The 22,864-nt window shown below is 40.4% G+C and carries 25 protein-coding genes; 3 read left to right on the forward strand and 22 right to left on the reverse strand.

Annotated elements, in window-relative coordinates:
* Positions 1–17 precede the first annotated feature (17 nt).
* Entirely contained in the window at positions 18–1,574 is a 1,557-nt protein-coding gene (locus tag ACK8P5_RS13620; RefSeq protein ID WP_422656819.1) for an ABC-F family ATP-binding cassette domain-containing protein, read from the reverse strand.
* A 764-nt stretch (positions 1,575–2,338) separates the two neighbouring features.
* Here ACK8P5_RS13620 and ACK8P5_RS13625 point away from each other — a divergent pair.
* A complete protein-coding gene (locus ACK8P5_RS13625) occupies positions 2,339–2,968 on the forward strand; it encodes a type 1 glutamine amidotransferase family protein (protein WP_422656820.1) in 630 nt (209 codons plus the stop codon).
* Between the two features lie 81 nt (positions 2,969–3,049).
* Here the strand turns inward: ACK8P5_RS13625 and ACK8P5_RS13630 are convergent, their stop codons facing one another.
* The 6 genes from ACK8P5_RS13630 to ACK8P5_RS13655 form a co-directional block, all read right to left on the reverse strand.
* A complete protein-coding gene (locus tag ACK8P5_RS13630; protein ID WP_422656821.1) occupies positions 3,050–3,814 on the reverse strand; it encodes an SDR family oxidoreductase in 765 nt (254 codons plus the stop codon).
* Between the two features lie 162 nt (positions 3,815–3,976).
* A complete protein-coding gene (locus ACK8P5_RS13635) occupies positions 3,977–5,104 on the reverse strand; it encodes an NAD(P)/FAD-dependent oxidoreductase (RefSeq protein WP_422656822.1) in 1,128 nt (375 codons plus the stop codon).
* A 73-nt stretch (positions 5,105–5,177) separates the two neighbouring features.
* Entirely contained in the window at positions 5,178–5,948 is a 771-nt protein-coding gene (locus ACK8P5_RS13640; protein ID WP_422656823.1) for a helix-turn-helix domain-containing protein, read from the reverse strand.
* A 157-nt stretch (positions 5,949–6,105) separates the two neighbouring features.
* A complete protein-coding gene (locus tag ACK8P5_RS13645) occupies positions 6,106–6,876 on the reverse strand; it encodes a hypothetical protein (protein WP_422656824.1) in 771 nt (256 codons plus the stop codon).
* The gene (locus ACK8P5_RS13650) at positions 6,860–7,420 is read right to left on the reverse strand and encodes a sigma-70 family RNA polymerase sigma factor (RefSeq protein ID WP_422656825.1); all 561 of its coding nucleotides are present in this window, start codon (positions 7,418–7,420) and stop codon (positions 6,860–6,862) included. The genes ACK8P5_RS13645 and ACK8P5_RS13650 overlap by 17 nt, the downstream gene beginning before the upstream one ends.
* Positions 7,421–7,463: 43 nt before the next feature.
* Complete coding sequence (locus tag ACK8P5_RS13655) at positions 7,464–8,042, reverse strand: YdcF family protein (RefSeq protein ID WP_422656826.1); 579 nt, start codon at positions 8,040–8,042, stop codon at positions 7,464–7,466.
* A 463-nt stretch (positions 8,043–8,505) separates the two neighbouring features.
* Here ACK8P5_RS13655 and ACK8P5_RS13660 point away from each other — a divergent pair, with 463 nt between their 5' ends.
* Positions 8,506–8,997 (forward strand): hypothetical protein, encoded by a 492-nt coding sequence (locus tag ACK8P5_RS13660; protein WP_422656827.1) that lies wholly within the window; start codon positions 8,506–8,508, stop codon positions 8,995–8,997.
* 100 nt (positions 8,998–9,097) lie between these two features.
* On the opposite strand, the gene ACK8P5_RS13665 is transcribed toward ACK8P5_RS13660, so the two are convergent.
* From ACK8P5_RS13665 to ACK8P5_RS13685, 5 genes are all read right to left on the reverse strand, one after another.
* Positions 9,098–9,766 carry a formylglycine-generating enzyme family protein gene (locus ACK8P5_RS13665; protein ID WP_422656828.1) on the reverse strand — a complete coding sequence of 223 codons (669 nt, stop codon included), beginning with the start codon at positions 9,764–9,766 and terminating at the stop codon, positions 9,098–9,100.
* Entirely contained in the window at positions 9,763–10,041 is a 279-nt protein-coding gene (locus ACK8P5_RS13670; RefSeq protein WP_422656829.1) for a hypothetical protein, read from the reverse strand. Before ACK8P5_RS13670 ends, ACK8P5_RS13665 begins: the two co-directional genes overlap by 4 nt.
* A gap of 199 nt (positions 10,042–10,240) precedes the next feature.
* On the reverse strand, positions 10,241–11,653 hold the full coding sequence (locus tag ACK8P5_RS13675; protein WP_422656830.1) for a radical SAM protein: 1,413 nt from the start codon (positions 11,651–11,653) through the stop codon (positions 10,241–10,243).
* Between the two features lie 16 nt (positions 11,654–11,669).
* Entirely contained in the window at positions 11,670–12,455 is a 786-nt protein-coding gene (locus tag ACK8P5_RS13680) for a prolipoprotein diacylglyceryl transferase family protein (RefSeq protein ID WP_422656831.1), read from the reverse strand.
* Between the two features lie 460 nt (positions 12,456–12,915).
* Entirely contained in the window at positions 12,916–13,713 is a 798-nt protein-coding gene (locus tag ACK8P5_RS13685) for a cupin domain-containing protein (protein WP_422656832.1), read from the reverse strand.
* Positions 13,714–13,996: 283 nt separating this feature from the next.
* On the opposite strand from ACK8P5_RS13685, the gene ACK8P5_RS13690 reads away from it, so the two are divergent.
* Positions 13,997–14,272: a WXG100 family type VII secretion target gene (locus tag ACK8P5_RS13690; RefSeq protein WP_422656833.1), complete on the forward strand. Its 276-nt coding sequence runs from the start codon at positions 13,997–13,999 to the stop codon at positions 14,270–14,272.
* Between the two features lie 140 nt (positions 14,273–14,412).
* Here the strand turns inward: ACK8P5_RS13690 and ACK8P5_RS13695 are convergent, their stop codons facing one another.
* The 10 genes from ACK8P5_RS13695 to ACK8P5_RS13740 form a co-directional block, all read right to left on the reverse strand.
* On the reverse strand, positions 14,413–14,664 hold the full coding sequence (locus ACK8P5_RS13695) for a DUF4176 domain-containing protein (RefSeq protein WP_422661475.1): 252 nt from the start codon (positions 14,662–14,664) through the stop codon (positions 14,413–14,415).
* 33 nt (positions 14,665–14,697) lie between these two features.
* Positions 14,698–15,393 carry a hypothetical protein gene (locus ACK8P5_RS13700; RefSeq protein ID WP_422656834.1) on the reverse strand — a complete coding sequence of 232 codons (696 nt, stop codon included), beginning with the start codon at positions 15,391–15,393 and terminating at the stop codon, positions 14,698–14,700.
* A complete protein-coding gene (locus tag ACK8P5_RS13705) occupies positions 15,393–16,355 on the reverse strand; it encodes a hypothetical protein (RefSeq protein ID WP_422656835.1) in 963 nt (320 codons plus the stop codon). Before ACK8P5_RS13705 ends, ACK8P5_RS13700 begins: the two co-directional genes overlap by 1 nt.
* Positions 16,356–16,387: 32 nt before the next feature.
* A complete protein-coding gene (locus ACK8P5_RS13710; protein WP_422656836.1) occupies positions 16,388–17,197 on the reverse strand; it encodes a hypothetical protein in 810 nt (269 codons plus the stop codon).
* 277 nt (positions 17,198–17,474) lie between these two features.
* Positions 17,475–18,236, reverse strand: a complete 762-nt coding sequence (locus tag ACK8P5_RS13715) for a class I SAM-dependent methyltransferase (RefSeq protein ID WP_422656837.1) — start codon at positions 18,234–18,236, stop codon at positions 17,475–17,477.
* Between the two features lie 123 nt (positions 18,237–18,359).
* Entirely contained in the window at positions 18,360–20,159 is a 1,800-nt protein-coding gene (gene pepF, locus ACK8P5_RS13720; RefSeq protein WP_422656838.1) for an oligoendopeptidase F, read from the reverse strand.
* Positions 20,147–20,398: a hypothetical protein gene (locus tag ACK8P5_RS13725; RefSeq protein ID WP_422656839.1), complete on the reverse strand. Its 252-nt coding sequence runs from the start codon at positions 20,396–20,398 to the stop codon at positions 20,147–20,149. Before ACK8P5_RS13725 ends, pepF begins: the two co-directional genes overlap by 13 nt.
* A gap of 107 nt (positions 20,399–20,505) precedes the next feature.
* Positions 20,506–21,483 (reverse strand): N-acetylglucosamine kinase, encoded by a 978-nt coding sequence (locus ACK8P5_RS13730; RefSeq protein WP_422656840.1) that lies wholly within the window; start codon positions 21,481–21,483, stop codon positions 20,506–20,508.
* Positions 21,484–21,501: 18 nt separating this feature from the next.
* On the reverse strand, positions 21,502–22,284 hold the full coding sequence (locus ACK8P5_RS13735; protein ID WP_422656841.1) for a GNAT family N-acetyltransferase: 783 nt from the start codon (positions 22,282–22,284) through the stop codon (positions 21,502–21,504).
* A gap of 10 nt (positions 22,285–22,294) precedes the next feature.
* Positions 22,295–22,831: a GNAT family N-acetyltransferase gene (locus ACK8P5_RS13740; protein ID WP_422656842.1), complete on the reverse strand. Its 537-nt coding sequence runs from the start codon at positions 22,829–22,831 to the stop codon at positions 22,295–22,297.
* Positions 22,832–22,864 lie beyond the last annotated feature (33 nt).

The raw sequence follows: 22,864 nt of genomic DNA on the forward strand, positions 1-22,864 counted from the left end.
TAAATTCAAACTTCACTTTAAAATACTTTGGTTGTCCAGGATTCACAATTCCAAATGTCTGTTGCGATATCGCTGTAAAACTCAGGTTCGTGAGAAATCATGAGAATGCTGCCTTTGTAAGCTTTCAGCGCACGTTTGAGTTCATCTTTGGCATCGACATCAAGGTGGTTCGTAGGCTCGTCAAGCACAAGCAGATTTGTTTCACTATTAATCAGTTTGCATAAACGAACTTTTGCTTTTTCTCCACCACTTAGCACGGCGATTTTACTCTCAATATGCTTCGTTGTCAGTCCGCATTTAGCAAGAGCAGCACGAACTTCAAACTGGCTTAACGAAGGGAAGGTTTCCCATATTTCTTCAATACATGTATTGTAGTTGCCTTCCTTCATTTCTTGTTCAAAATATCCAATCTCCAGGTTGTATCCACGCTCCACAGAACCAGATATCGCTGGGATTTCACCTAAAATACTGCGCAGAAGTGTTGTCTTCCCGATCCCGTTCGCACCAACAAGCGCAATCTTCTGTCCACGCTCCATTCGCAGATCAAGCGGTCTGGAAAGAGGACTATCGTAACCAATCACCAAATCTTTGGTTTCAAAAATGTCCTTACCCGCGGTTTTACCTTCCTTGAAGTTAAACTGTGGTTTCGGCTTTTCCTTAGAAAGCTCTATAACATCCATTTTATCGAGCTTCTTCTGTCTAGACATTGCCATATTCCGAGTGGCTACACTAGCTTTGTTCCGGGCTACAAAATCTTTCAACTCTGCGATTTCCTGCTGCTGGCGGTTATAAGCGGATTCGAGTTGTTGCTTTCTCATTTCATAAACCTGCTGGAACTGATCATAGTCACCCACGTAACGAGTTAACTTCTGATTCTCCATATGATAGATCAGATTGATAACACTGTTCAGGAATGGTATATCGTGAGAGATCAGAATAAAAGCATTCTCATATTCTTGCAGGTAACGCTTAAGCCATTCGATGTGCTGTTCGTCCAAATAGTTGGTAGGCTCATCGAGTAGTAGAATGTCTGGCTTCTCTAACAGGAGCTTGGCAAGTAGAATCTTCGTACGTTGTCCGCCACTCAAGTCATTCACATCACGATCCAGACCTATGTCTGTAATACCAAGTCCGCGTGCTGTCTCCTGAATCTTCGCATCAATCATATAAAAGTCCTGGTTCGTCAGCGTATCTTGAATTGTACCGACTTCCTCCAGCAACTTCTCCAGCTCTTCCGGGGACACTTCACCCATCCGGTTATACATTTCGTTCATTTCCGTTTCAAGATCGAACAAATATTGGAACGCACCCCGAAGTACGTCTTGAATGGTCATCCCTTTCGTCAACACAGCATGCTGATCCAGATAACCTACACGAACACGCTTAGACCATTCTACCTTACCTTCATCAGGTTGGAGCTTATTCGTAACGATGTTCATAAAGGTAGATTTACCTTCTCCATTCGCCCCGATTAATCCGATATGCTCTCCTTTTAGAAGTCGGAATGAAACATCCTTAAAGATCGCTCGATCACCAAAACCATGACTTAATCCTTCAACATTTAATATGCTCATATATAGACACCTTTTTCTAATTTTATCGATCTATTATAAGCATGAAGGGGTAGAAATTTCAATAGAAGTAACAAGTAATAATGCATCAGCATGAAGTAGAAATCACTTCAATTGTCGGATTTTAGGTACCTATATAATCATCTGGACAAACTATTTCTGATTGTGTTTATATATAGAGATCTTTATACAGAGTTCTTGACACCGTAATACTGAGTTAGGGGAGTTGGATACATGTTTTTTTGTTCATTGGAATCGTGATTATAACATTCGGGGTACATTTATGCAGAGAGCCGGATTCTGACTGGGTCAGATGGTTGTCTCGAATTCCTGAGGACGTGGAACGGAATCGCAGCGAATTATTTAAAGAACAAATAGGGGCCTGTTCATTATCTTTCTTGGTGTGACACTCTCACTTCGAGGATTAATCACCTTTCTAGAGTCCTATTATATGTCTTCGTTTATTATTGTATTACTGCTAGGCCTTAGTATAATGATTCTCGGTATATTCTTAATTATACGCCCTAAGGTATTGTGGAATAGTAATATATATAAAGATCAGCCTATAAGTGACTTAGAGCTATGGTGTCTAAAGTTTGGCGGGAAAATAGCAATCGTACTAGGTATATTCGTTATGATCCTTAGTTCACAGTATCTCTTTATATAAAATTTTATATTATTTTATAATTCTTAAAGCTTCCCTGACGGTAGTTGTCAGGGAAGCTTTATTATAATAGTCTTACCAAATAGGAATGGAGCGTTATAGAATGCAACCCAAAAAAGCTTATCTTTATGTTTTTAATACAATGTCAGATTGGGAATATGGATATTTAATCGCTGAACTAAATTCGGGAAGATATTTCAAAAAAGACATAGCACCTTTTGAAATTATTACCGTTGGTGCTACTAAAGAAATGATTACGACGATGGGTGGATTACGCATACAACCTGACATTTTAGTAGATGCATGCACTCTCGATAATAGAGATCTACTGATTTTACCAGGAGGTATCACCTGGGGAGAAGAATATCATCAACCTATTCTAGATAAAGTCGGTGTAGCGTTAGAACAAGGTACTATAATCGCAGCAATATGTGGAGCAACGGAAGGATTAGCGAAAAGTGGATACCTCGATTCTAGAAAGCATACTAGTAATGACTTAGAATATTTAAGAATGGTCTGCCCTAACTATAAAGGTGAGCTCTATTATGAGAAGGAACCTGCTGTGACAGGTGAGAATATGGTTACTGCATCTGGAGTAGCTCCATTGGAATTTGCGAAAGAAGTACTAAAACATTTAGATGTGATGTCACCCGATACTCTAGACGCATGGTATAACCTCAATAAAACACAGCAACCAGAATACTTCTTTCAGCTAATGAATTCGATAAGTTAATAAGGTAATAGCACAATACAAGACTAAAGAAGTACGTTCAGTAGGTGGACGTTCTTCTTTGTGTTGTCGAAGATCTCTTCATTACAAATGTGATCCCCCGCTTGCATCCATTAATTGTCCCGTTACCCAGCGGCTGTCTGATGAGGCGAGAAACGCTGCGATATCTGCCACATCCTCAGGCTCTCCCCACCTATTAAAGGTAGATAAGCCTGCAGCATATTTCTGACCATCAGGGTTATTCAGTGTACCTTCATTCATTTCCGTATTAATAATTCCTGGGAGAATCGCATTTACAGTAATATTACGACCTCCTAGTTGTTTAGCTAATAAGAGGGTTAAGGTGTTTATTGCTCCTTTCGAGATACTGTATGTAAAAACGCTTGGCGAGGCAGCTCGCGTGACAAATGAGGAAATGTTAATGATTCGACCACCTTCTTTAAGTCGTGGAAGAGCTTGTTGAATCACAAAGAAAGGAGCTTTCACATTTAAATTCATGACCTCGTCAAAGGATTTCTCGGAAGCCTCTTCAAAGGATAGAATTTGTCCTACCCCGGCGTTATTGACTAAAATATCAAATCGATGATCTCCTATTCGTTGTTGAAGTGCTGCATCCATAGATACAAATAACTGATCAATCCCGTCAAGATCTCGGAAGTTCGCACCGATCGTGAAAGCTGATCCTCCCTGTTGAATAATCTCATTAGCTACCTTTTCTGCCTCCTCCTGCCTTCTTCCATAATGAATAGCGACTAAGACCCCTTCTTTCGCTAGACGTAAGGCAATAGCCTTACCAATCCCCCGGCTTGCTCCGGTTACCAATGCAATTTTACCTTTCAGGTTGTTCATGAATTCATCTCCTTGTTCATCATTTCATGTTAGTTATAACACAAGGAGTTATTCACTATGTTGCGCTCTCATTCGAGCTAAAACACAAAAAGCTTTAAACAAAAAAAGAACCGTGAGTACACGGTTCTCTTCGCTAATACATTTTCTTTTGACAAATAAGTATCAGTCTTCATTCATTGCTGTACGAACATCATAATCTGCTACATCAATATCAAGGTCCATACCTAGTGCCATCTTTGCAAGCTGACTTCCAATAAAGGGGCCCATGGTTAGCCCAGAAGCCCCAAGTCCGTTTGCCGTAATAAGACCATCCCAGCCCGGAACAGTACCCATAATAGGCAGGAAACCTGGAGTAAATGGACGGAACCCGACTCTTACTTCCTGAAAAGTACTATTCGCTAAACCAGGTGCCAACGCTAAGCCTTTATCTAGAATTTCTTGCATTCCGCCTGCCGTCACCCGCGTATCATAACCTTCAATATCATTCTCATGAGTTGCCCCAATAACAATCTTCTGGTCGTCAAAAGAAAGCAGGTATTGATCCGAAGGCGGTATTATGACGGGCCAACTACCTGTGTCTTGATGATCATGAACCTTTAAATGCATGATTTGAGCTTTTTGGTAACTCACTTTAAAGTCAATACCCAATGGCTGTAGTAGTTGATTGGCCCACGCTCCCGCACATACAATGATTTGATCTGCGTCATAGGAATCAGAACCCACGGTTACTCCAGTTACACGGCTCGACTCAAATTGAAGCTTTGCGTCTCCATTAATAAGGACAGCACCATTTCGCTGTGCGGATCGAATCAAAGCATCACGAAGTGCACGACCATCAATACGAGCAGCACCACTAATTTGGATCGAACGATATTCTTCCCTTAACAAAGGGAACCGATCATGTGTATCCTGCTCATCAAGCGGAGTAATGTCACCGATTTCAGGCGCATCCTCTCTTCGTAGTTGTGCCCTTTCTTCCATCTTGTTAAGCTTCTCCACATCATGATGAATACTGAGCGCTCCGACTTGAGCGTATCCAGTATCGGTTTCCCCTTCACGTTCAAGTTCACGAATTAATTCAGGATAAAAGCGAGCACCCGCCTTTGCCAAACGATACCATGCCTGATTGCGCCTCTGTGATAACCAGGGGCAGATGATCCCAGCAGCGGCATCCGTCGCCTGCCCTTTATCCTTGCGGTCTATAATAAGAACATCCGCACCCAATTTTGCTAATTGATAGGCTGTTGATGCCCCAAGAATTCCTGCTCCCACTACGATGACTTTCTTCATCCTTACATCCCTTTCCTAAATCACTGGTTCTATTATAACGAATAAGGGAGGAGTGTGTAATGTTCGTAGTTAATCAGCTTAACGGAAAATCTAAAGAGAATGAATCTGGTCTACTTACAACCCTATGCACGATTGAAAATAAACGTGTTGCAATGTCACCTTTAACATTAAGTCTATATCCACCTCGAACTCTATCTACAAATCCAAGTTCAATGCATTCTACTATGACTTCATCAAAGTTTATGTCCTTGGGTACTCGCGAGCGAAGAATCGAATCTTCTATTGGCGTAAAGTCCGGCTCTAAATTTTTATTATCAAGTAGTAACTCATATATAACAGTTAAAACATTTGAAGGTAGAACATTCATTGGGAATTCTACTTTTTCGTGTAGCGCTTCAGTGGCTTCGTTTAAAAAAAGAGATGTTGCAATACAAACTAATCTATCTTTTGCCCATAAGCTTAGTCCATGTTGACCTAATTGAATTTGAGTTAATGCGGGGTGTGATGGAACTGTCATTTCATTATGAGATAGTGCGTTGATAACCTCACCAACAAAATTAATTCTCTGTTCTGGGGTCATCCTTCGAAGTTCGACTCTAATCAGAGGTAGAAGACTCTGTAAATCGCTTGTTCTGCCAAGCAAGTAGTCTATAGTACAATCAAAAACGTTTGCCAACTCCGTTAAAAGAGAAATATCAGGCAGAGAATCTCCTTTTTCCCATTTTGAAACGGCTTGGGCAGATACATTAAGAACTAGACCTAACTGTTCTTGAGTCATACTATTGCTTCTGCGAAGCTGACTAATTCTTTCACCAAAATTATTAATACCCTCTAGCATAGCCATTTACACCCCCACGGATTTATACACTGATTATAATCGCATCTAAATTTCATCGGTATTGAGGTGTACTTTACAACTAAACGACTGGTTGAATTTTTCTATCAATGGTTGAATGACAATGTATCACTTCCATACACACAATGATAATTATCAAAAATTTTTACACTGACGTAGATAATGATTCAGCAATTTTTACTAGCGATGTGCGATTACTTCGTTCAGCTAGCAATTCATATTGAAGGGGGTTGCCGGGAATTGTCTCTTCTGCCCATATCAGCTGTTGTTTTTCACCATCTGCTATATAAACAGCATCATATCCACGTATCTTTAAATGCTCAATTGTATGTTGCTCGATGTTTGGCACATGAATTCTGCTTTTAGTAGTTCCAAATATACGGAACTCAAAAGAATTCTCTTCTAGTTTGTAGTGTAGTTTCATTCCGACTAATACATTGTTAGGGCGTAAATCTTTAATGATGATGTTCTTACCTGTTTTCTGGCTCTCTATAATCATCTGATCGATTTCTTGATCTGTTAAATTATCGAATCCATAATAAACATGAATATTTAGTAGTTCGCTGTCCACTGGGAAATATAATTGCCAAGGAGTCGCTAGCTTTATCAGATCGTTAAGGTTTTGAGACCATGTTATGGCTTCATAATTGGTTTGCTGGTTCACACTTCTCTCACCTTGATCTGCCACATAGATTGCTTTACCCATGCCAGGCTTCAAATCTCGGAGGATTGAATCCAGAGGATTTTCTTCTTGAAACGAATCGATTCTTACAGTTGCTATAACTTCACCTATCTCATTTTTCATATTTATTTGTTCGAATACTCTTCTTTTTAAATCATCCGGAGGATGAATAGAATTAGCCTTTGATTTCATCTTCATGATCCAAGCATCTTGATTGTTATCTTGCTCCAGCATGTTCTTCCCTCCCGATCATTTGTCTCATACGCTTTAGTGCTTGATTTAATCTAGATTTAACCGTTCCTAAAGGGATTTCTAGAATATCAGCTATCTCTTGTTGTGAAAGATCATTAACATATCGAAGAACTAGTACATGCTTCAATTTATCAGACAGAGCATTCAACTTACTGATTATCTCGTCGTTATGATCTTTATCTAACACGCTTTCTTCAATTGTGATCGGTATATGGACTTGCAGTGCATAGTCTTTTTGTACTTTTCTATGTTCTCTCCAGCGTTTACGCTTATGAGACTGAAACTGCCTTATCATAATTCCATAAATCCAACTTCGTAATGAACGATTCATTTGAAAATTACTTAAGGTCCTGTACACTTCTAAATACACATTTTGAGCAATGTCCTCCGCATCTCTTTCAGAACTAGTAAGGAAGTATAATGTTCGATATGTACTAATTATCGTTTCATTATAAATTATTTCAAATGCCTCTTTTTTGCCTGCTAGTACAAGCCCCACTAGTTCCGACATTTGAGCATCAGTCACGAAACTCACCCCTTTAATCATCCATTACTTTATATTGGTCTTTTTAACGAAAACCGTTCGATTTTGAATGATTAACGCATTTCGGTATTTGAAGTCTGAAATACTTCCCTATTTTTTCTAGCTCGTTCATGACTAAACTTATTTTCTTCTCATCTAGATACCAGTTATCTTTAGTAGTTCCTGATTTATCAATTACTGGACTGACATAAAAGACAGTTCCTACAGGAAATAGAAATTGGTAAGTTAAGAGCGCTCTTCTAGCATGATAATTCTTACAAACCAAGACAATTTTCTTTGGGTGAATACTTTGTTGTTGTAATACTTCTAAAGAGTATCTGGCGTTTTCAAAGGTATTGGTTGCGTTTTCTTCTTTTAGAATAGCTTCTGGAGGAACTTTTAATGATATCCCTACATTTCTAAGAAACTCCCATTCTGTTGTTTCAACATGCGGTGTGGAACCACCTGACGGAAGGATAATAGAAGCTAGTCCTTGATGATATAACTCAGCAGCTCTCTCCATTAGTTGCGGCTGGCTCGCACCTGGAATTAATATGGCATCTGCTTGACCCAGCTCTGTTTCAAAAAACATAAAATCACTAATACAATCAAATGGATATGACATAGGAAAACCTCCAATCGTATAAAGTCATCATTTCAACAAACATTTTTTACAATTGAACTCATCACTGTAGACCGTAGGGGATTTTTCGTATGGCATGCAGGTAAGGATAAACTTTCTATAGGTGTAGTACATTATTTTCTATATTATAGGTGTTTGAATTTACGATCGAAATTTGAGATCATCTTTTATTTTCCTTTTAGACCTGATTTGTAATGAGGTAACGTAAAAATTTGATTTAGTATGTATGAACTAAGGTGAGTATCTTGATTTTTATTTCTTTTGTGAATTTTTCATATAGTGTATTTTTCATTCAATCGTTTATCATAAACCTATCAATGGATACAGCAGATCGGATCATTGTTCCTTGCAAAGTAGCGCCAAAAAAACATTCACATAATGTTCACTTATGAAGACCATACATCAATCTATATAATTGCAAGGTATCAAAGAAAGGATGATGAACGTGCCCACAACGAAAAAAGAGAATTTTTATTTTGGATCAATGATGTGTGTAGGTATGGTGATCTTTATGACCTCCTATAACCTCATTACCAATGATTTGATCGGAAAGATATCTTGGAAAGGAATACTATTACAATTGATTCTGGGCTTTATCGTTGCCCTTTTACTGGAATCATTTATTGTAGGTCCAATCGCTAAGAAAATCGCTCTGTCATTACCGTTCGACAAATCTAATAAGGTTGTATTTATTCTGTCTCTCTCTTTATGTATGGTCTGCGGTATGGTAGTCTGTATGTCTGTGTTTGGACTTGTGTCTGCTTACTTGGCTAATAGCTTAGTTGGTGAATCCTTGATTTATAGCTATTTATCAATAGTTTTTAAAAACTTCGTGTTCGCTTTACCCTTACAACTGCTCATAATAGGACCTGTTGTGAGGTTCTTATTTAGTAAATTCGTTAAAGGTAATGTGGTGAAGGAAGCTATACCTCAATAATTTTTTAATGATATCGAATCAATAATGAATACAAGTCTTTGTCTTTCGTATAAGACATGGACTTGTATCCTTATATCAAAAAAACCGCACAGGATGCGGTTTATATGGACCGGGCAAGTCGAAATCCAAGATCTTCTATGCAAAATGTAGGATGGCTACGACGACGACACGAAGCCCCGCAGCCTCTAGCCTCTTCAGCCCAACTACCACCTCGAAAAATCCGATAAGAGCCGTATACCTTCTCATCGTATACATCGAAGCACCATTCCCATACATTCCCGAGCATATCATATAGTCCCCATGCATTCGGTTCCCTCTTTCCTACTTCATGGAGCTTAAAGTCTGAATTTTTGTCATACCAGGCAATCTGATCGAGCTCTCCATATCTATAACCAGTAGTCCCTGCTTTACATGCATATTGCCACTCTGCTTCTGTAGGTAGACGATACCCGTTTGCTTTAAAGTCACAGACCACCTTCTCACCTTCATTACTAGTTGAATAACAAGCATTTAGTCCAGCTTTTTGAGACAGGAGATTACAAAAGGAAATCGCTTCATTCCAAGATAAATTCACGACCGGTCGTGAATTTCCCGTATATAGATTCGGTGTATCATTGGTTATTTCGTGGTATAGCTCCATCGTTACAGGATACCTTGCAAGAAGGAATGGGTTAATCTCAACTTTCCATTTTCTTTCAATCCGATCGTCTCTTAATTCAACTTCTCCAGCAGGAATGTTTACCACGAGATAGTCCAAGTAACTTATCATAGTGGTAAATCTTTTTCTTTAAAGATTTGAATGCCAATCGCAAAAAGAATAATACCTACAAAAGCAAGCGTAATAAATTGAATCAAATAACTTCCCCCATTTAGGATTGCATCGGTGTCAAAGAGTGCATTCAGTGACAGATATTTAAAACCTTCTAAGCTGCTATCGACCTTCCCCATGAGTACAGCACAGAATACACTCATAATCATCGTGAATAGTAACCACAATTTAAAATTGGCTTTTAAAGTCTGTTTGAAAATCGTTTTACTAAACATCCTCTTACTCCCCATTCTGTTTCATGTGGTTGAAAAAAAGGATTTCATTTCATTGCTAAGGTAGTTTATGAAAACAACAAAAAGTGAGTAGACACTCACTTTTTGTTGTTGGATTTATGATCTACAATCAAAATGATTCATCGTACAAATTTCTTTAATTCTATTTGCACTTTATCTTTCATCTCTTGCCTGCGATCTTCTACTTATCCCACGCTGTGGTAATCTCTTCTTTCCGTTCCTTCAGCAGTTCCTCTTTATCATCCCGATAGAAGAGATTATACGTATCAAACGGAATCATTCGACCATCTGGATGGACAATATGTACGCAAGACTTTTTGACAGATCGAACATCAAAATTGTGGGCATCTAGGAACTGCATGATGATAACCCGAAATACATTATTATAGGAAATCTGCTCCGGTACTGCAGCTAAAGGCAGACAGCAAAGCAGACTTTTTAATGAAAGTGCTGACGACTGAGGTGAATGACCTGTAGACAACAGCTCAAACATTTTGTCTCGTATAACGGGATCTTGCTCGAATACAATTGTATTGCTATCTCCTTCAAGCAGGATTTCAGGATCGATCATTCTTGTCAGAGGGAGCACCTCACCGCCAAGCTTCAAAGCATACCCCATAGCTAAACAATCGGGATGGCAAGGAACTGGTAAAATATCTGCATCCTGAAACACTTCCGTCTGATTAATAATCATACGACGAACTTCACTTACCGTAAGCCGGTCTGTCGCTGGATCATACCCTTCTAGTCGTCCTGCAGCTTGAATCGGTTGAATGGTTACTCCGCGTACGGCTTTTTGCTGTAATCCATAGTTAATAATATCACCGATTTCACTGTCATTAAGCCCTTTCTTTACCGTAACGACTAGCGTGGTGGATATGTTAAATTCGTTCAGATGATCGATTGCCTGCTGGCGAATCCGGCGGAGATCAGCTCCCCGAAGTTCTTTAAGAACATGAGCTTCGAAGCTATCGAACTGTAGATAGATTTCAAATCCAGGCATATACTCCGATAGTCGCCGTGCAAATTCCCGATCCTGTGCAATTCGAACACCATTTGTATTTACCATAATATGCTTTATAGGGCGACTCTTGCACATATCTAGAATATCGAAAAAATCAGGATGTGTAGTCGGTTCTCCTCCACTGATCTGCACAATATCTGGCTCACCTTCATTTTCAACAATTCGGTCAAGCATGAACTGAATTTGCGAAAGAGATCGATAAGAGGTACGATGGGGCGATGATTCAGCGAAACAAATCGGACATTGCAGATTACAATGATCCGTTATTTCCAGCAGTGTGAGACAGCTATGCTGCTCATGATCCGGACAAAGACCGCAATCATAGGGGCACCCGTAACGAATCGGCGTATTCCAAACTAATGGCATTTCTGAAGGCTTAATAAAGCGCCTGGTTTGATGATAGTAATCAACTTCCGTCGAGATTAGCACTTTTTCAGGGCCGTGAACAAGGCATCTTTTGAGCATATAGATCTTGCCATTCTCTTCTATAATCTTCGCTTCCACTTTCCTATAACATGTTGTACAAATACTGTTCGTCAGTTCATGGTACAGATAGGGTCGGTTTGGCATGACTTAGCGCTCCTTATTAACTTGGAATTTGAGAATGCGGAATAGAGGACCTTTGTTTATATCTATTGACAATCAGCAGGGAATAATAGATTATACCGGCAATACAGGCAAGCTGAATATTATTCAATCCGAGATATGGATGTGGTGTTGGTTTAATCCATTCAATACATAGACGGAATAATAAATATGCTGTCATAAATGACTGAAACATTGTGCCAGATACGTATGCCCCATGTTGGTTAACGCTACGATGACGATATATCGGTATTAAAAGAAGTGAAAGTGTGATCAGGAACAGAATCTCATACAACTGTGTGGGATGACGGTATATTCCATCTCCAAAATTCACACCCGTAATCCAGTTCGTTGGCGTGCCATACGTATGATCATCCAATCCAGTCATGAAACAACCGATTCTGCCCAGAACTAACCCAAGAATGAGCGGATATACAAAATCATCACCGGTAGACTTCTTCCATCCGACCCAGCGTTTTGTTAGTTCTACCCCGATCAACCCTCCTAAGAGACCACCGACAATGGTTTTTCCGCCCCACAACAGATGGAATTGGCTTAGCTGCTCCCATGTGGCAGCAGGGTCCTCCAGCCAGAATAAGAGCTTAGCACCTATGGCTGCCCCCGCTATTATGCCAGCGAGAATTTGAAGGCTCATCACTTTAGACATACCACTCGGCTGACGAGTCCACAAGTATACCCGAAAGCCAATGAAATAGGCTAGTGATTCTAACAACACATGCGGGTGAATCCGCCATGAACCAAGATATAAGTAAATTGGAAATTCCATATATGGTACTCCTTAAAAAGTCTATACTTTAATATGAAAAAAACATTGCCCCACAAATCGTAATCAACAGTAACGCTAGGCCTCCAAGAATGGCGAGTAAGGAGACAACAATCGTCCAAATTGCGCTTTTGGGTTGCACTGGTCTTGAATTTCCGTAATTCATTACTCCACAGCTATGCTGGCAACGCCCTGCTTCTGGATCATAACACGATACACATAAAGGCTTTCCGCAACGTGTGCACTGTGCAATCGATATTTCATTGGGGTGATTCATACAGCGATAGGCTTCCATACATCCACCTCACTTGTTAATTCATACATATATTTCATTGTAAACGTTATTATCCATTTAGGCTATGACTGATGCATTACACGCATGCTTCAAAGAAAAATAACAAATCACACAACAAACGAGGCTGCAGATGACCTGCAGCCTTGTTTGTTTGGTTTAACCTTCGAATTATTCTGAAGCCATGGCAATGGCCTTGGTTGCATGAACCGTGCCACGAGGATGCTGAGGTGGTGCATAAATCACATATACTTTTAATGGCTTTCTACCTGTATTTGTTACATTATGCCATGAACCGGCAGGTACCATAATGGCATAGCCTTCAGAGACTTTTTCTTCGAAATCCAAATTCTCCTTACTCTTTCCCATCTGAACAAGTCCGTTGCCTTCCTCAATCCGAATGAACTGATCCGTTGTTGGATGTATTTCTAAACCGATATCCTCTCCAGCTTTGATGCTCATTAAGGTAACTTGTAGATGCTCCCCTGTCCAAAGAGCCGTCCGATAATTGTTGTTATCCTCCGTAAGATCTTCAATGTTGACCACAGCTGGATTAGGCCCTAAATCTTTAATGGTTTCTTTATTCAAATCACTTAATCTTGAAGTGTGATCCATTTCATCACAAAAAGCACGTAAAAACACATTTTGGATAACAGGATTCTGGGAAAGAGAAGAGTATTGCCGATAAGCTTCATAATTTTCTACACCAGCATCTTGTGCTTTTTTCAATCCATCTTGATAATTATTAAAACTCACCTCATCAATTTGATATTGAGGCTGTTTTCCTGTCAGAGAGGCGTAAAGATTAGCAAATTGATTGATTTGCCAATTTTTAGTTTCTAATACCTGAATAATATTTCTCCTATGGTTCTCATCGGGTGATAGATTGGCTAATTGATTATAGAGAACAATAGCAGATGCTTCACGTTTAATGCCTGCATAAATGGCTTCAACGACTTGTTCTGTCATTTGTTGCTGGTTTCTTGTTGAGTCATTTGTTGGATACAGGGGCGGCATATACCCCGTAGCATAATACGGAGAATGTGGATATGCATTTGGAACAAAGTACATTCATGGTCATTCCCTTCATAGAACATTATGAAAACATCATATGCCTATGCCCAGAGAACGTGCCTAATAAATCTCCTTCTTAAAATGCACAATTAAAATCTTGTCCAATTTGCTTCCGATTCTATTCCATATATAATCAGGATAGTAATATTTTGAGTTGTCAGAGAGAGGAGCTAAGAAGATGGATCAACGTATCAACCTCCAACCTGAAGAATTACAGCAGATTGCACAAGAATTCTTCCAAGCCACACAGAACGGCCATGGCATCATTCAACAGTTAAACAAAGTGATTAACGAATCAGAAGGTCAGTGGGAAGGTGAACGACAGAAGGAGTTTTACCACAGGATTCAAGAAAGTCTGTCCTCTATACAATCGTATCTAAACGGGTTACAAGAAACCGGTACGAAGCTTCATCAGACCGCTTCACGTTTTGCAGAGGCGGATCAATCACGCTGAAGAAATCACCTATCATTAACATATTAATCTCCCGCCTTTTGTCCCTCAATTTCTCGATACTATACTGACTCCGATAGAAATTGGGGAACAAAGGTGAAGTTATCATCGGAGTAATCGGTCCATCCCCTTTTCCCCCATGCTTAAGAATTAAGAAGCCTGGCTGTGAACTGTTCTTCCTCTTCATCTATGTATCCAGTAAAAATCACTTCTTCAATATCGTTATGGTTAAAGCCATAAGTGTAATCAGGATTGATGTACCCTTCTGGATAGAGGCATCCAATATAGTCAAATGATCGTGGTGGATCGGTCAACATCGTTTGTTTTCTTCCGTAAATCACAAGCTTCTTCGTGCCTTCTCTCAGTCTTACGATTGATCCGTTGGGTAGAAACATTTTGGGATTACTCAATCTAATATACCTCCTTTATTAACGTTGCTCATGTGTTTTGACTTGGACTCGTCTTATCCAGTAGTAACGGTGTATCTCGAGAATAAAGTGAAACACAATAAAAGCTAGCATCGAATAAACGCACATCAATACAATCGTGACCGTCTCACCATTTACGAACATCAATGAAAGATTGGCCAGCAGATACCCAAGTCCAGTGACTACGGTTAGCGATAAGGTAGACATACCTGATCGTTTTTGACGTTCATCTCTAGGTTTTTTTAGTTTCTGAACATGTGATCTAATATACGAATAGAGTGCAAATCCATAAGCGGCAAAAGAACCAATCCCATACCAAGGAGTATTGAATTGAAGAACCGAATAGGCGAACTTCTGAGTCACGATTAGAAATCCCAATGAGCAGACTATGCCAAATACACCTCGAAATAATACATAATTAAGCTGCAGCTTCTTAGGAGCAATAATGAGTGCTAGTGCCCAGAGGTTCATTATTGCAAGAGGTGGAAGAAGAATATAGGCGTAGAACGATTCGTACGGCACACTAAATACAGGAACGGCTATGAATAGGTTGAGAAAAAACATAACCAATATGCTCACATTTAATCTAATACCATCGACAGGATATAAAGAGAGGTAAGATTCGAAAGCTTTTCGGTCATACTCCTTCTCTTGCCCGAATGGACTGTTCTCATGGGAAAGCTGCTGTTTCGCCATTATTTAAACCATCCCGAAACGGTAGACCATGCACTTTTGGCACCATGCTTAATGACGTCTTTCAATGAATCATCCTGTCCGTCATGATCCAGATCCATGTCCAATTTAATGCCCTCCGCAAGATAAGTTAACCCTACCGACACGCCGAAACCTACTGCACCCACAGCAAGTACGGGTGCAGCTGCAGGCATAATAGCTGCGGTAAGAAGCGTAGCACCAACGGTAGTTGCTCCTCCAACCACAACATTGCCGATAATATCTCCAGCGATTTTGTCAGTTGATGCATGGTTATCTATATTTTCTTTGGTATCCGTAAATACATCAATTCCTACACTCGCCCAGCCAAGCTTATCCTTTAATGCAGACTTTGCTCCATACATCGGGTCAGCCATCGCAGCGATTTCTTTAATCTTAGGGGACGCAGTTCCATTAGCTAATTTGGCTTCAATATCATGAAGATAGTAGATTTTATAATCCCTCGGCCTTCCGTTCACAGTCGGATTTAATCTAACCGAGTCATAGCTATCCCGAATGAGAATTCGCGGCGTTCTGCGATCAAGCTGCTGCTTAACCATGAAACCATTATGTACTTTGTATCCCAATCGAGCTACTGCAGTAGCCCCAAGAACCGTTCCTGTAATATTACCTACTCCATCGATTGGTGCCATCGGATTAAATCCTGTAACACCTATACCTCCACCTGATTGATCCTCCTGTTCAAACTTTTCCCGAGTTGTCCGAACAAAGGTCGCAAGTTGCTGCATGTTCTGGGATGCCGATTGGAAATTACGTTGGTGGGCTTGATATAAGCCCATAATATCCGAACGACTCGATGATTGCCATGTAGCTCTCTGTAAGGAATTCTGGAGTGTCACATCAACTTGTTGCAGATGCTGAGATACTTGCTCCAGCTGCTGAACCAGCGTATTCAGATACTCCGATTTCATGACGATTTGTGCCAATGTTTACCCTCCCTTTCTATATAAAATTCAAATCATCTGAGAACAAATATGGATAAAGTACGTGTAGTTATTAGATAAAAACTTTGAATAAGCTCAGGCTCTGTAACTTGAAAACCGCGAAGCATTCCATCCTGATCATGAATGAATATCCAATGTCCAGCAGGACTACCTATATAATACGTCTTCTGAGATTGGATATCGGTTCCGCGTATGTATAAATCCAACGAGCCCCATTGATTTAACGAACGACACGACTCTATTAAAGAACACATAGCTAACTCATCTGCAAGGTCATCTTTTAACAAAATGGTCTCATATACGCCGCGATCCTTCAGGGTAAGCTGAGTCTGAAGATCTTTAAAAGTCTGGGGTTGTAATTGAATGCTATAGGAGTTATTCTCAGAGACTGGTAGCACCATAAGTTCTCCAAGCCTAGATACCATCTCTTCAACCCCATCCACCAAGGATGTGAAGATAACGTCTCCTGAATCTGAGCTAAATCTCATCTCCACGACCTGTGAACCGGATATGAATGCATATGTTAGCGAAGTTTTACTTGTAAGGTCCAGTACGTGGAATCGAGATACTACACTACTGTACTTACAGGCCTTTAGAAGCTCTAATAGCTCGGATTTAATAATGATCTGCTTCCCGTTTAATTGGACTAACCCCGCCTTCTCAAGCTCTCCCATTACTTTCACTGTTAATGATTCATCTAAAATCCATTTTTCTTCCATTTGACTAAACTCTTCATACAGTGTTTGCCCTTCCGGAATTTCCATGAGTTGAAACAATAAGACTGCTTCGATCGCTGTTAGTCGCACAGAAATCAATGTCGACACGAATATGTCCCCTTCCACTAAGTTACACAGGACCCAATAAGAGTCGATTCAATTTATTGTATGAATAAACGGAGTCAGACTCAATCACTCAAATCTCCCATGTCAATGGCCCTATATTTTTATAATAATCTCGTTTATCCAGTCCTAAAGACATCTATTATTAACACAAAAAGACTCTATAGAAGCAGCTAGTGTTATAACATAAATACTAGTACTCAATAAAGCCGTTTTGTATGAAGACCGTGATTAATTCACTCGGTTGAAATAGAACTTCTGGTTACACTTTATCCGCAATAATTGTATAGAATTCTGGATATCTTGGATCCCTGTTGCCTGGTATTTCTTCCATGGTTCGAATAAACAATCCAGCTGTCCCAATAGCTGTAATAATATCCCCCATTGTCCAGCTTCGAGTCAAAACCTTATTTAATTCAGATCGTTCTTCCTCAGGTAGTAAGTTATTAAAAGCCACCTCCACCTCCTGAATACGATCATCGAAATAGTTATCTGTAGGATTCTTAAGATTGTTCATATGTAAGGAGGCCCGTGCAAAAGGATGAAAATCCGTCAATATGAATCGGCCATTGGTTCCTAGTCTACGACGAACTAGAGAGAATATAGCATTAAGATCTGTAAAATAATGCAGTACCCCAAACTCCATTAAGACGATGTCATACTCACCTATTGTCTCTTCATTGGGAATATTTAAGGCGTCCGCACAAATATAATTGATATTCACACCAGCAGCTGCTGCAGTTTCCAAGGAGTACTTTCGATTCTCTTCCGAAATATCTACCACTGTAACCTCAGAACCGAGCAATGCTAAGGAGATAGCTTTTCGACCATGTGAACCAAGGAGATTCAAAATACGCTTACCTGAAGGATCACCTATGTACTTAAGCCAGTAACGTAAATGGTGCATATGATTTTGCTGTAGCTCTATTGCCAGTTCCTCGGGTGTACCGTAAGCTTGAACCCAAGCTTGATACGCTTTATTCTCCCAAGCAATCTTGTTCGCAGTAGCTAGTTTATCTTGCATAAACATACCTCCTCTATTCATAAGTAGATAACAGCTTATTTATAGTACCATTAAACAACAAAAACACCACCTATCCGGTGGTGTTTTTGTTCCTATGTCAATATAGCAAAATAGTTAACAGACTCAGTACAACGTCTCCAATTCTTCAATAAGTGAACCTACATAGGCCGCAGCTTTATGAATAGGATCTGGCTGTGACATATCAACACCGGCTAACTTCATCAAATCAAGCGGGCTCATTGAGCCTCCGGCTTTAAGCACTTCCAGCCAGCGATCCACGGCAGGCTGACCTTCTTCACGTATAAGCTGGGCTACAGCAGTGGAAGCTGTCAGACCTGCTGCATATGTGTATGGGTACAAGCTCATATAGTAATGCGGTTGACGCATCCAAGTTAACTTCGCATCATCATCGATCACCACGTCCTCTCCCCAGAAGGATGACAAGATATCCCCTTTCAATTCACACATCTTCACAGCAGTGATTGGTACATTCTGCATCGCAAGATCATACACCCGCCGTTGAAGCTCTCCTTCAAGTAAATGTGTGACAAAGTTATGGAAGTAAGTACCTAGCAACTGAGAAATGACCCAACGCCGCATTCTTGGATCATTAGAACGTGACAGCAAATGATCGGCAAGAAGCAGTTCATTCATTGTTGAAGGAGCCTCTATGAAGTACATAGATGGTCTATTGTTCGTCAATCGCTGATATTTATCAGCCAGCATGAGATGCCCGGCGTGACCCACTTCATGAGCAAGTGTAAAGGCCCCTCTCATGTTATCTGCCCAGCTAATTAGGATATAAGAATGGACCCCTGGAATCGACATACAGAATGCACCGGTTCTCTTTCCTGCATTATCGGCATAATCAACCCAGCGATTAGTAAATGCATCCGAAACGATTTCACCATATTCCGGGCCAAGAATGCTTAAAGCTTCCTTAATTAGCTCCCCAGCTTCTTGAAATGAGATCGTGGGACTAAACTCAGGATCAAGCGGGGCCTTCAAATCTGAAAATGTCATTTCATCTAACTGAAGAACCCGCTTCTTAAGTGCAGCATATTTCCGCATATGTGGTGCAAGGTCTTTCTGTAAAATATCTAAAATATTATTGTACATTTCAGGTGTTACTTGTTGCGGAGTCAAGAGCATATCCGTGACAGAATCATAACCTCTTAAGCGTGATTCAATTACCTGCCTCTTCACTTCAGTTCCGTAGGTTTCAGCAAATGTATTACGGTATTTATATAGTGTGTCGCTAAAAGCTTTAAATGCATTTCGGCGAAGATTTGTATCGGGTGATTCAACATATTTATTTTCATACAATGCAAACGATACAGGGACTTCTTCTCCTTGACCATTTACAGCTGAAGGGAATGTCATATCTGCCAACTTGCTTCGTTCATAAATTCGATATGGGGCACCGAGGACTTCTCCTAGAGAAGCGAGCACCTTTTCCGTTTCAGCAGATAATCGATGTGCCTTCGTCTGCAAGAGCAGTCTTAGACTTCGCTCAAACACCTGAAGTTCAGGCTGCTCTTGTATGTACTGTTCAATCGTTCCATCTGGCAATGCGATAATCTCAGATTTAATAAAAGAAAGAGCAGAGCTAACCATGGATGATAGATCTCGCGCTTTTGCCCCATTCATTTGATTCTCAGGACTAATACTGTCTCCCGATTGATGAAGATAGGCATACGCACCAACAAGATTGAGTCTGCGCTGTAAGTTCTCCTGTGCTAAAAGGCAAGCTAACATCGTATCTGCACCTTCCGTAAGTCTGCCCTCATACATTGTAACGGTAGAAACATCTTTCTGAACAGCGAGAAATTCCGCTTCCCAAGCTTCCTTCGTTTCAAAGATATCATTCAAATTCCATGTTGTTTCAGTAGCCACTTCAGCACGGGTGATTATTTTTGACATTCGAAGAACACCTCTCCCTTGAGATTAATTGACCAATGTATAACACCAATAAATCCCATTGTACCATAGATGAGGATGTCTTTAGTTCCTCGAATTGGCTGAAGCGGAAAGTTCTTTATTTGTCCACTCGATTCCTGATCCGTCAGCTCTGGCCCCTTCATAAATTGCAATACCGCAAGGCGTATAATAATGACGCTGAATATGATAGAAGTGCTAAAGAAGAACATATTTAATCTCAAATTAGAATGGTGAGATAGATCTTGCCATACAAATTTATGTAGGTATTGTTGTTTACATAAAAAACCGCGATTATCGCGGTTTTTTTACCATCATGTTATCTTTCGCTCTACCATATCGAACGAGGATGTTTCTTCATATTTTCTATCGTTATCGAATCAACCTGAATATCTAACCCCCGAAGCGCCATCAATACTGCGCCCGAGACAGCCGATAACTCTGATGGTGCAAATAGATATCGCTTATTCCTACCCAATTGCAATTTCTCCGTTAACTTAGACTTCATATATAAGCTATTAATTACACTCCCAATACCAGTTACCTTCACGCTATCTGACTCGAAGAATGCCCCGAGAATCTCTACGCCTACCATAATCTCATGTAAAGCTCTATCACACACGATCCTAGCTAGTTGGCTTCCCTCTTGAGCGGAGCTCGTAATCATCGGGGCCATCTGTCCAAATAACTTATTTCGTTCTTTTTCTTCCTCTATGAATCCCTTAGCTGCAAGGCTGCGAAGCTCGACCACAGACTTTACATTCCAATAAAGGAGAATATGCTCCACCATGGACGCATCTGATAGATCCATATTCCCAGCCAATAATTCATAGGTTGCATTGTAAGAGATAAATCTAGCAGCACTTGCCGCATAATGATGGAAGTCAATGTTACGATACTGCTTCTCCTGTTCAGTTATGGCAAGAATGATGGACCCCGTTCCTGAAACAATCACGATACCTGGCTCGCCCAAGAAGGCTCCAGCATGAGCAACAACGGAATCGTTCACATATGTTACTGGGCAATAGAGTCCATCAACCTTGGTTAAACGAGAAACCCACGGCAAGTCCAGTTCAGACTCGTAACCCGCAATTCCTGCATACAACCCTTTCACTTGATCACCATGACAACCAGCTTCTGCGAGAGCCTTCTTAATCGCTTGCTGAACATTGATATGTGCATTGCGATCTTTATGTATTGAGGATGCTCCACCTTCTGTATAGGACAAAATATGTCCGGTAAAATCGCTAACCATAACTCGTGTTTGCGATCCACCACCATCGATTCCAATCACGACTTCTCGAACCATTTCAAAGATCCTCCAGTCTTATCGAATCATAAATTCAACCATGTACTGTTTACGCATAACTTCGTATCCAATAGAACGATAAAGATGGACAGCACCTACATTATCCTCGAATACATTCAGATAAACATCTGGCGACATGGCTCTTCCAGATCGTGTTAACTCTGTACAGATCTTCTTACCGTAGCCCTTCCTTCTCCAGGCAACGTCGGTACCTATATTCCCCAATTCAACATATTCTTTACTGTATATGTGGTATCCTCCGATTGCAACCAAACTTTCTTCACTCATCACACCAAAGAATGGGTAATTTAGCTCTTCCTTCGAAAAAGCTAACGTATTCAATTCATTCATTTTCGATTCGATACACGCCGCGTGAGATGCTCCTAAGTGGAGAATGGATTTGTCCATCGGTGGCAATGCATCCAGGTGGATATGTTTCATTAATAGTAAGCATGATGGTGGTCTGACAATTTCAAGCTGTGAAGCGAAGTCTACCATTACCTCTTCATTAACGATAAAGCTACCAACCGTATCTTGGGGTAGATCCAGTTCTCCTTTCATACAAGAGAGTATCGATTGAAGATCAAATGATTGATGAATCGGAAATAGCGAGAATGCATGAAATGGAAGTCCCTTTAAGTAAGCCAGTACACCAAGCAGTTCGCCTTGATCCGAGTACTGTCCGAAGTGAACCGTGCCGCTCTTACGCGAAGTCAGATAAGAATAATACAAAAAGTGCTCTTCTCTATTTATTGAGTTCAAAATGATATTTAAATCTGCTTGTGTTAATTCTCTAAACATACCAAAACCCCTAACGATGGTTTGCTGCTGATAAGCTTGATGTGAGATCCTTTTCAAATACAGGGAAGCCCGCTACTCTTCCCGGATAATAGACTTCACCTACCAATTCATAGCCTAATCCATGATATAGTTTTAACGCTGCAGTATTTTTAGAATAGGTATCAAGACGGATGCTTTTGTATCCGCCCTGAAACGCGTACTTCTCAGCAAAAGCAACCAGTTTTCGTGCAATTCCTTGTCCCTGTGCAAGGGGATCAACAGCGAGCCTATGCATAATCAAATGCGGCCCCTCCACCTGCTTCCAATCGACAGTTTCAAAATGATCTTCTTGATTCTGATCCAGCACAATCATGCCAAATATACGGCCATCGCCTATAGCAACAAACAATGCTTCGCGCTCCAAATCCTCACCAATCACATCTGGATTCGGATATTGATCGTCCCACTGATCACTTCCACCTTCTTGCATTCCTTTAACACACCTCGAAATCATTTCCATAATGACCTGAAGATCTTCACTGCGTCCTGTTCGAATTTCAATATCCACTTTAACACCTTCTACCTCTATTGTTATTCGTCC

Source organism: Paenibacillus sp. EC2-1 (assembly GCF_049311625.1).
Lineage (GTDB): Bacteria > Bacillota > Bacilli > Paenibacillales > Paenibacillaceae > Paenibacillus_AQ.

What these genes read in the sequence shown, in the direction of transcription:
- ACK8P5_RS13620 (WP_422656819.1), bottom strand. Translation starts at nt 1,574, where the DNA reads ATGAGCATATTAAATGTTGAAGGATTAAGTCATGGTTTTGGTGATCGA.
- ACK8P5_RS13625 (WP_422656820.1), top strand. Translation starts at nt 2,339, where the DNA reads ATGCAACCCAAAAAAGCTTATCTTTATGTTTTTAATACAATGTCAGAT.
- ACK8P5_RS13630 (WP_422656821.1), bottom strand. Translation starts at nt 3,814, where the DNA reads ATGAACAACCTGAAAGGTAAAATTGCATTGGTAACCGGAGCAAGCCGG.
- ACK8P5_RS13635 (WP_422656822.1), bottom strand. Translation starts at nt 5,104, where the DNA reads ATGAAGAAAGTCATCGTAGTGGGAGCAGGAATTCTTGGGGCATCAACA.
- ACK8P5_RS13640 (WP_422656823.1), bottom strand. Translation starts at nt 5,948, where the DNA reads ATGGCTATGCTAGAGGGTATTAATAATTTTGGTGAAAGAATTAGTCAG.
- ACK8P5_RS13645 (WP_422656824.1), bottom strand. Translation starts at nt 6,876, where the DNA reads ATGCTGGAGCAAGATAACAATCAAGATGCTTGGATCATGAAGATGAAA.
- ACK8P5_RS13655 (WP_422656826.1), bottom strand. Translation starts at nt 8,042, where the DNA reads ATGTCATATCCATTTGATTGTATTAGTGATTTTATGTTTTTTGAAACA.
- ACK8P5_RS13665 (WP_422656828.1), bottom strand. Translation starts at nt 9,766, where the DNA reads ATGATAAGTTACTTGGACTATCTCGTGGTAAACATTCCTGCTGGAGAA.
- ACK8P5_RS13670 (WP_422656829.1), bottom strand. Translation starts at nt 10,041, where the DNA reads ATGTTTAGTAAAACGATTTTCAAACAGACTTTAAAAGCCAATTTTAAA.
- ACK8P5_RS13675 (WP_422656830.1), bottom strand. Translation starts at nt 11,653, where the DNA reads ATGCCAAACCGACCCTATCTGTACCATGAACTGACGAACAGTATTTGT.
- ACK8P5_RS13680 (WP_422656831.1), bottom strand. Translation starts at nt 12,455, where the DNA reads ATGGAATTTCCAATTTACTTATATCTTGGTTCATGGCGGATTCACCCG.
- ACK8P5_RS13685 (WP_422656832.1), bottom strand. Translation starts at nt 13,713, where the DNA reads ATGACAGAACAAGTCGTTGAAGCCATTTATGCAGGCATTAAACGTGAA.
- ACK8P5_RS13690 (WP_422656833.1), top strand. Translation starts at nt 13,997, where the DNA reads ATGGATCAACGTATCAACCTCCAACCTGAAGAATTACAGCAGATTGCA.
- ACK8P5_RS13695 (WP_422661475.1), bottom strand. Translation starts at nt 14,664, where the DNA reads ATGTTTCTACCCAACGGATCAATCGTAAGACTGAGAGAAGGCACGAAG.
- ACK8P5_RS13700 (WP_422656834.1), bottom strand. Translation starts at nt 15,393, where the DNA reads ATGGCGAAACAGCAGCTTTCCCATGAGAACAGTCCATTCGGGCAAGAG.
- ACK8P5_RS13715 (WP_422656837.1), bottom strand. Translation starts at nt 18,236, where the DNA reads ATGCAAGATAAACTAGCTACTGCGAACAAGATTGCTTGGGAGAATAAA.
- pepF (WP_422656838.1), bottom strand. Translation starts at nt 20,159, where the DNA reads ATGTCAAAAATAATCACCCGTGCTGAAGTGGCTACTGAAACAACATGG.
- ACK8P5_RS13730 (WP_422656840.1), bottom strand. Translation starts at nt 21,483, where the DNA reads ATGGTTCGAGAAGTCGTGATTGGAATCGATGGTGGTGGATCGCAAACA.
- ACK8P5_RS13735 (WP_422656841.1), bottom strand. Translation starts at nt 22,284, where the DNA reads ATGTTTAGAGAATTAACACAAGCAGATTTAAATATCATTTTGAACTCA.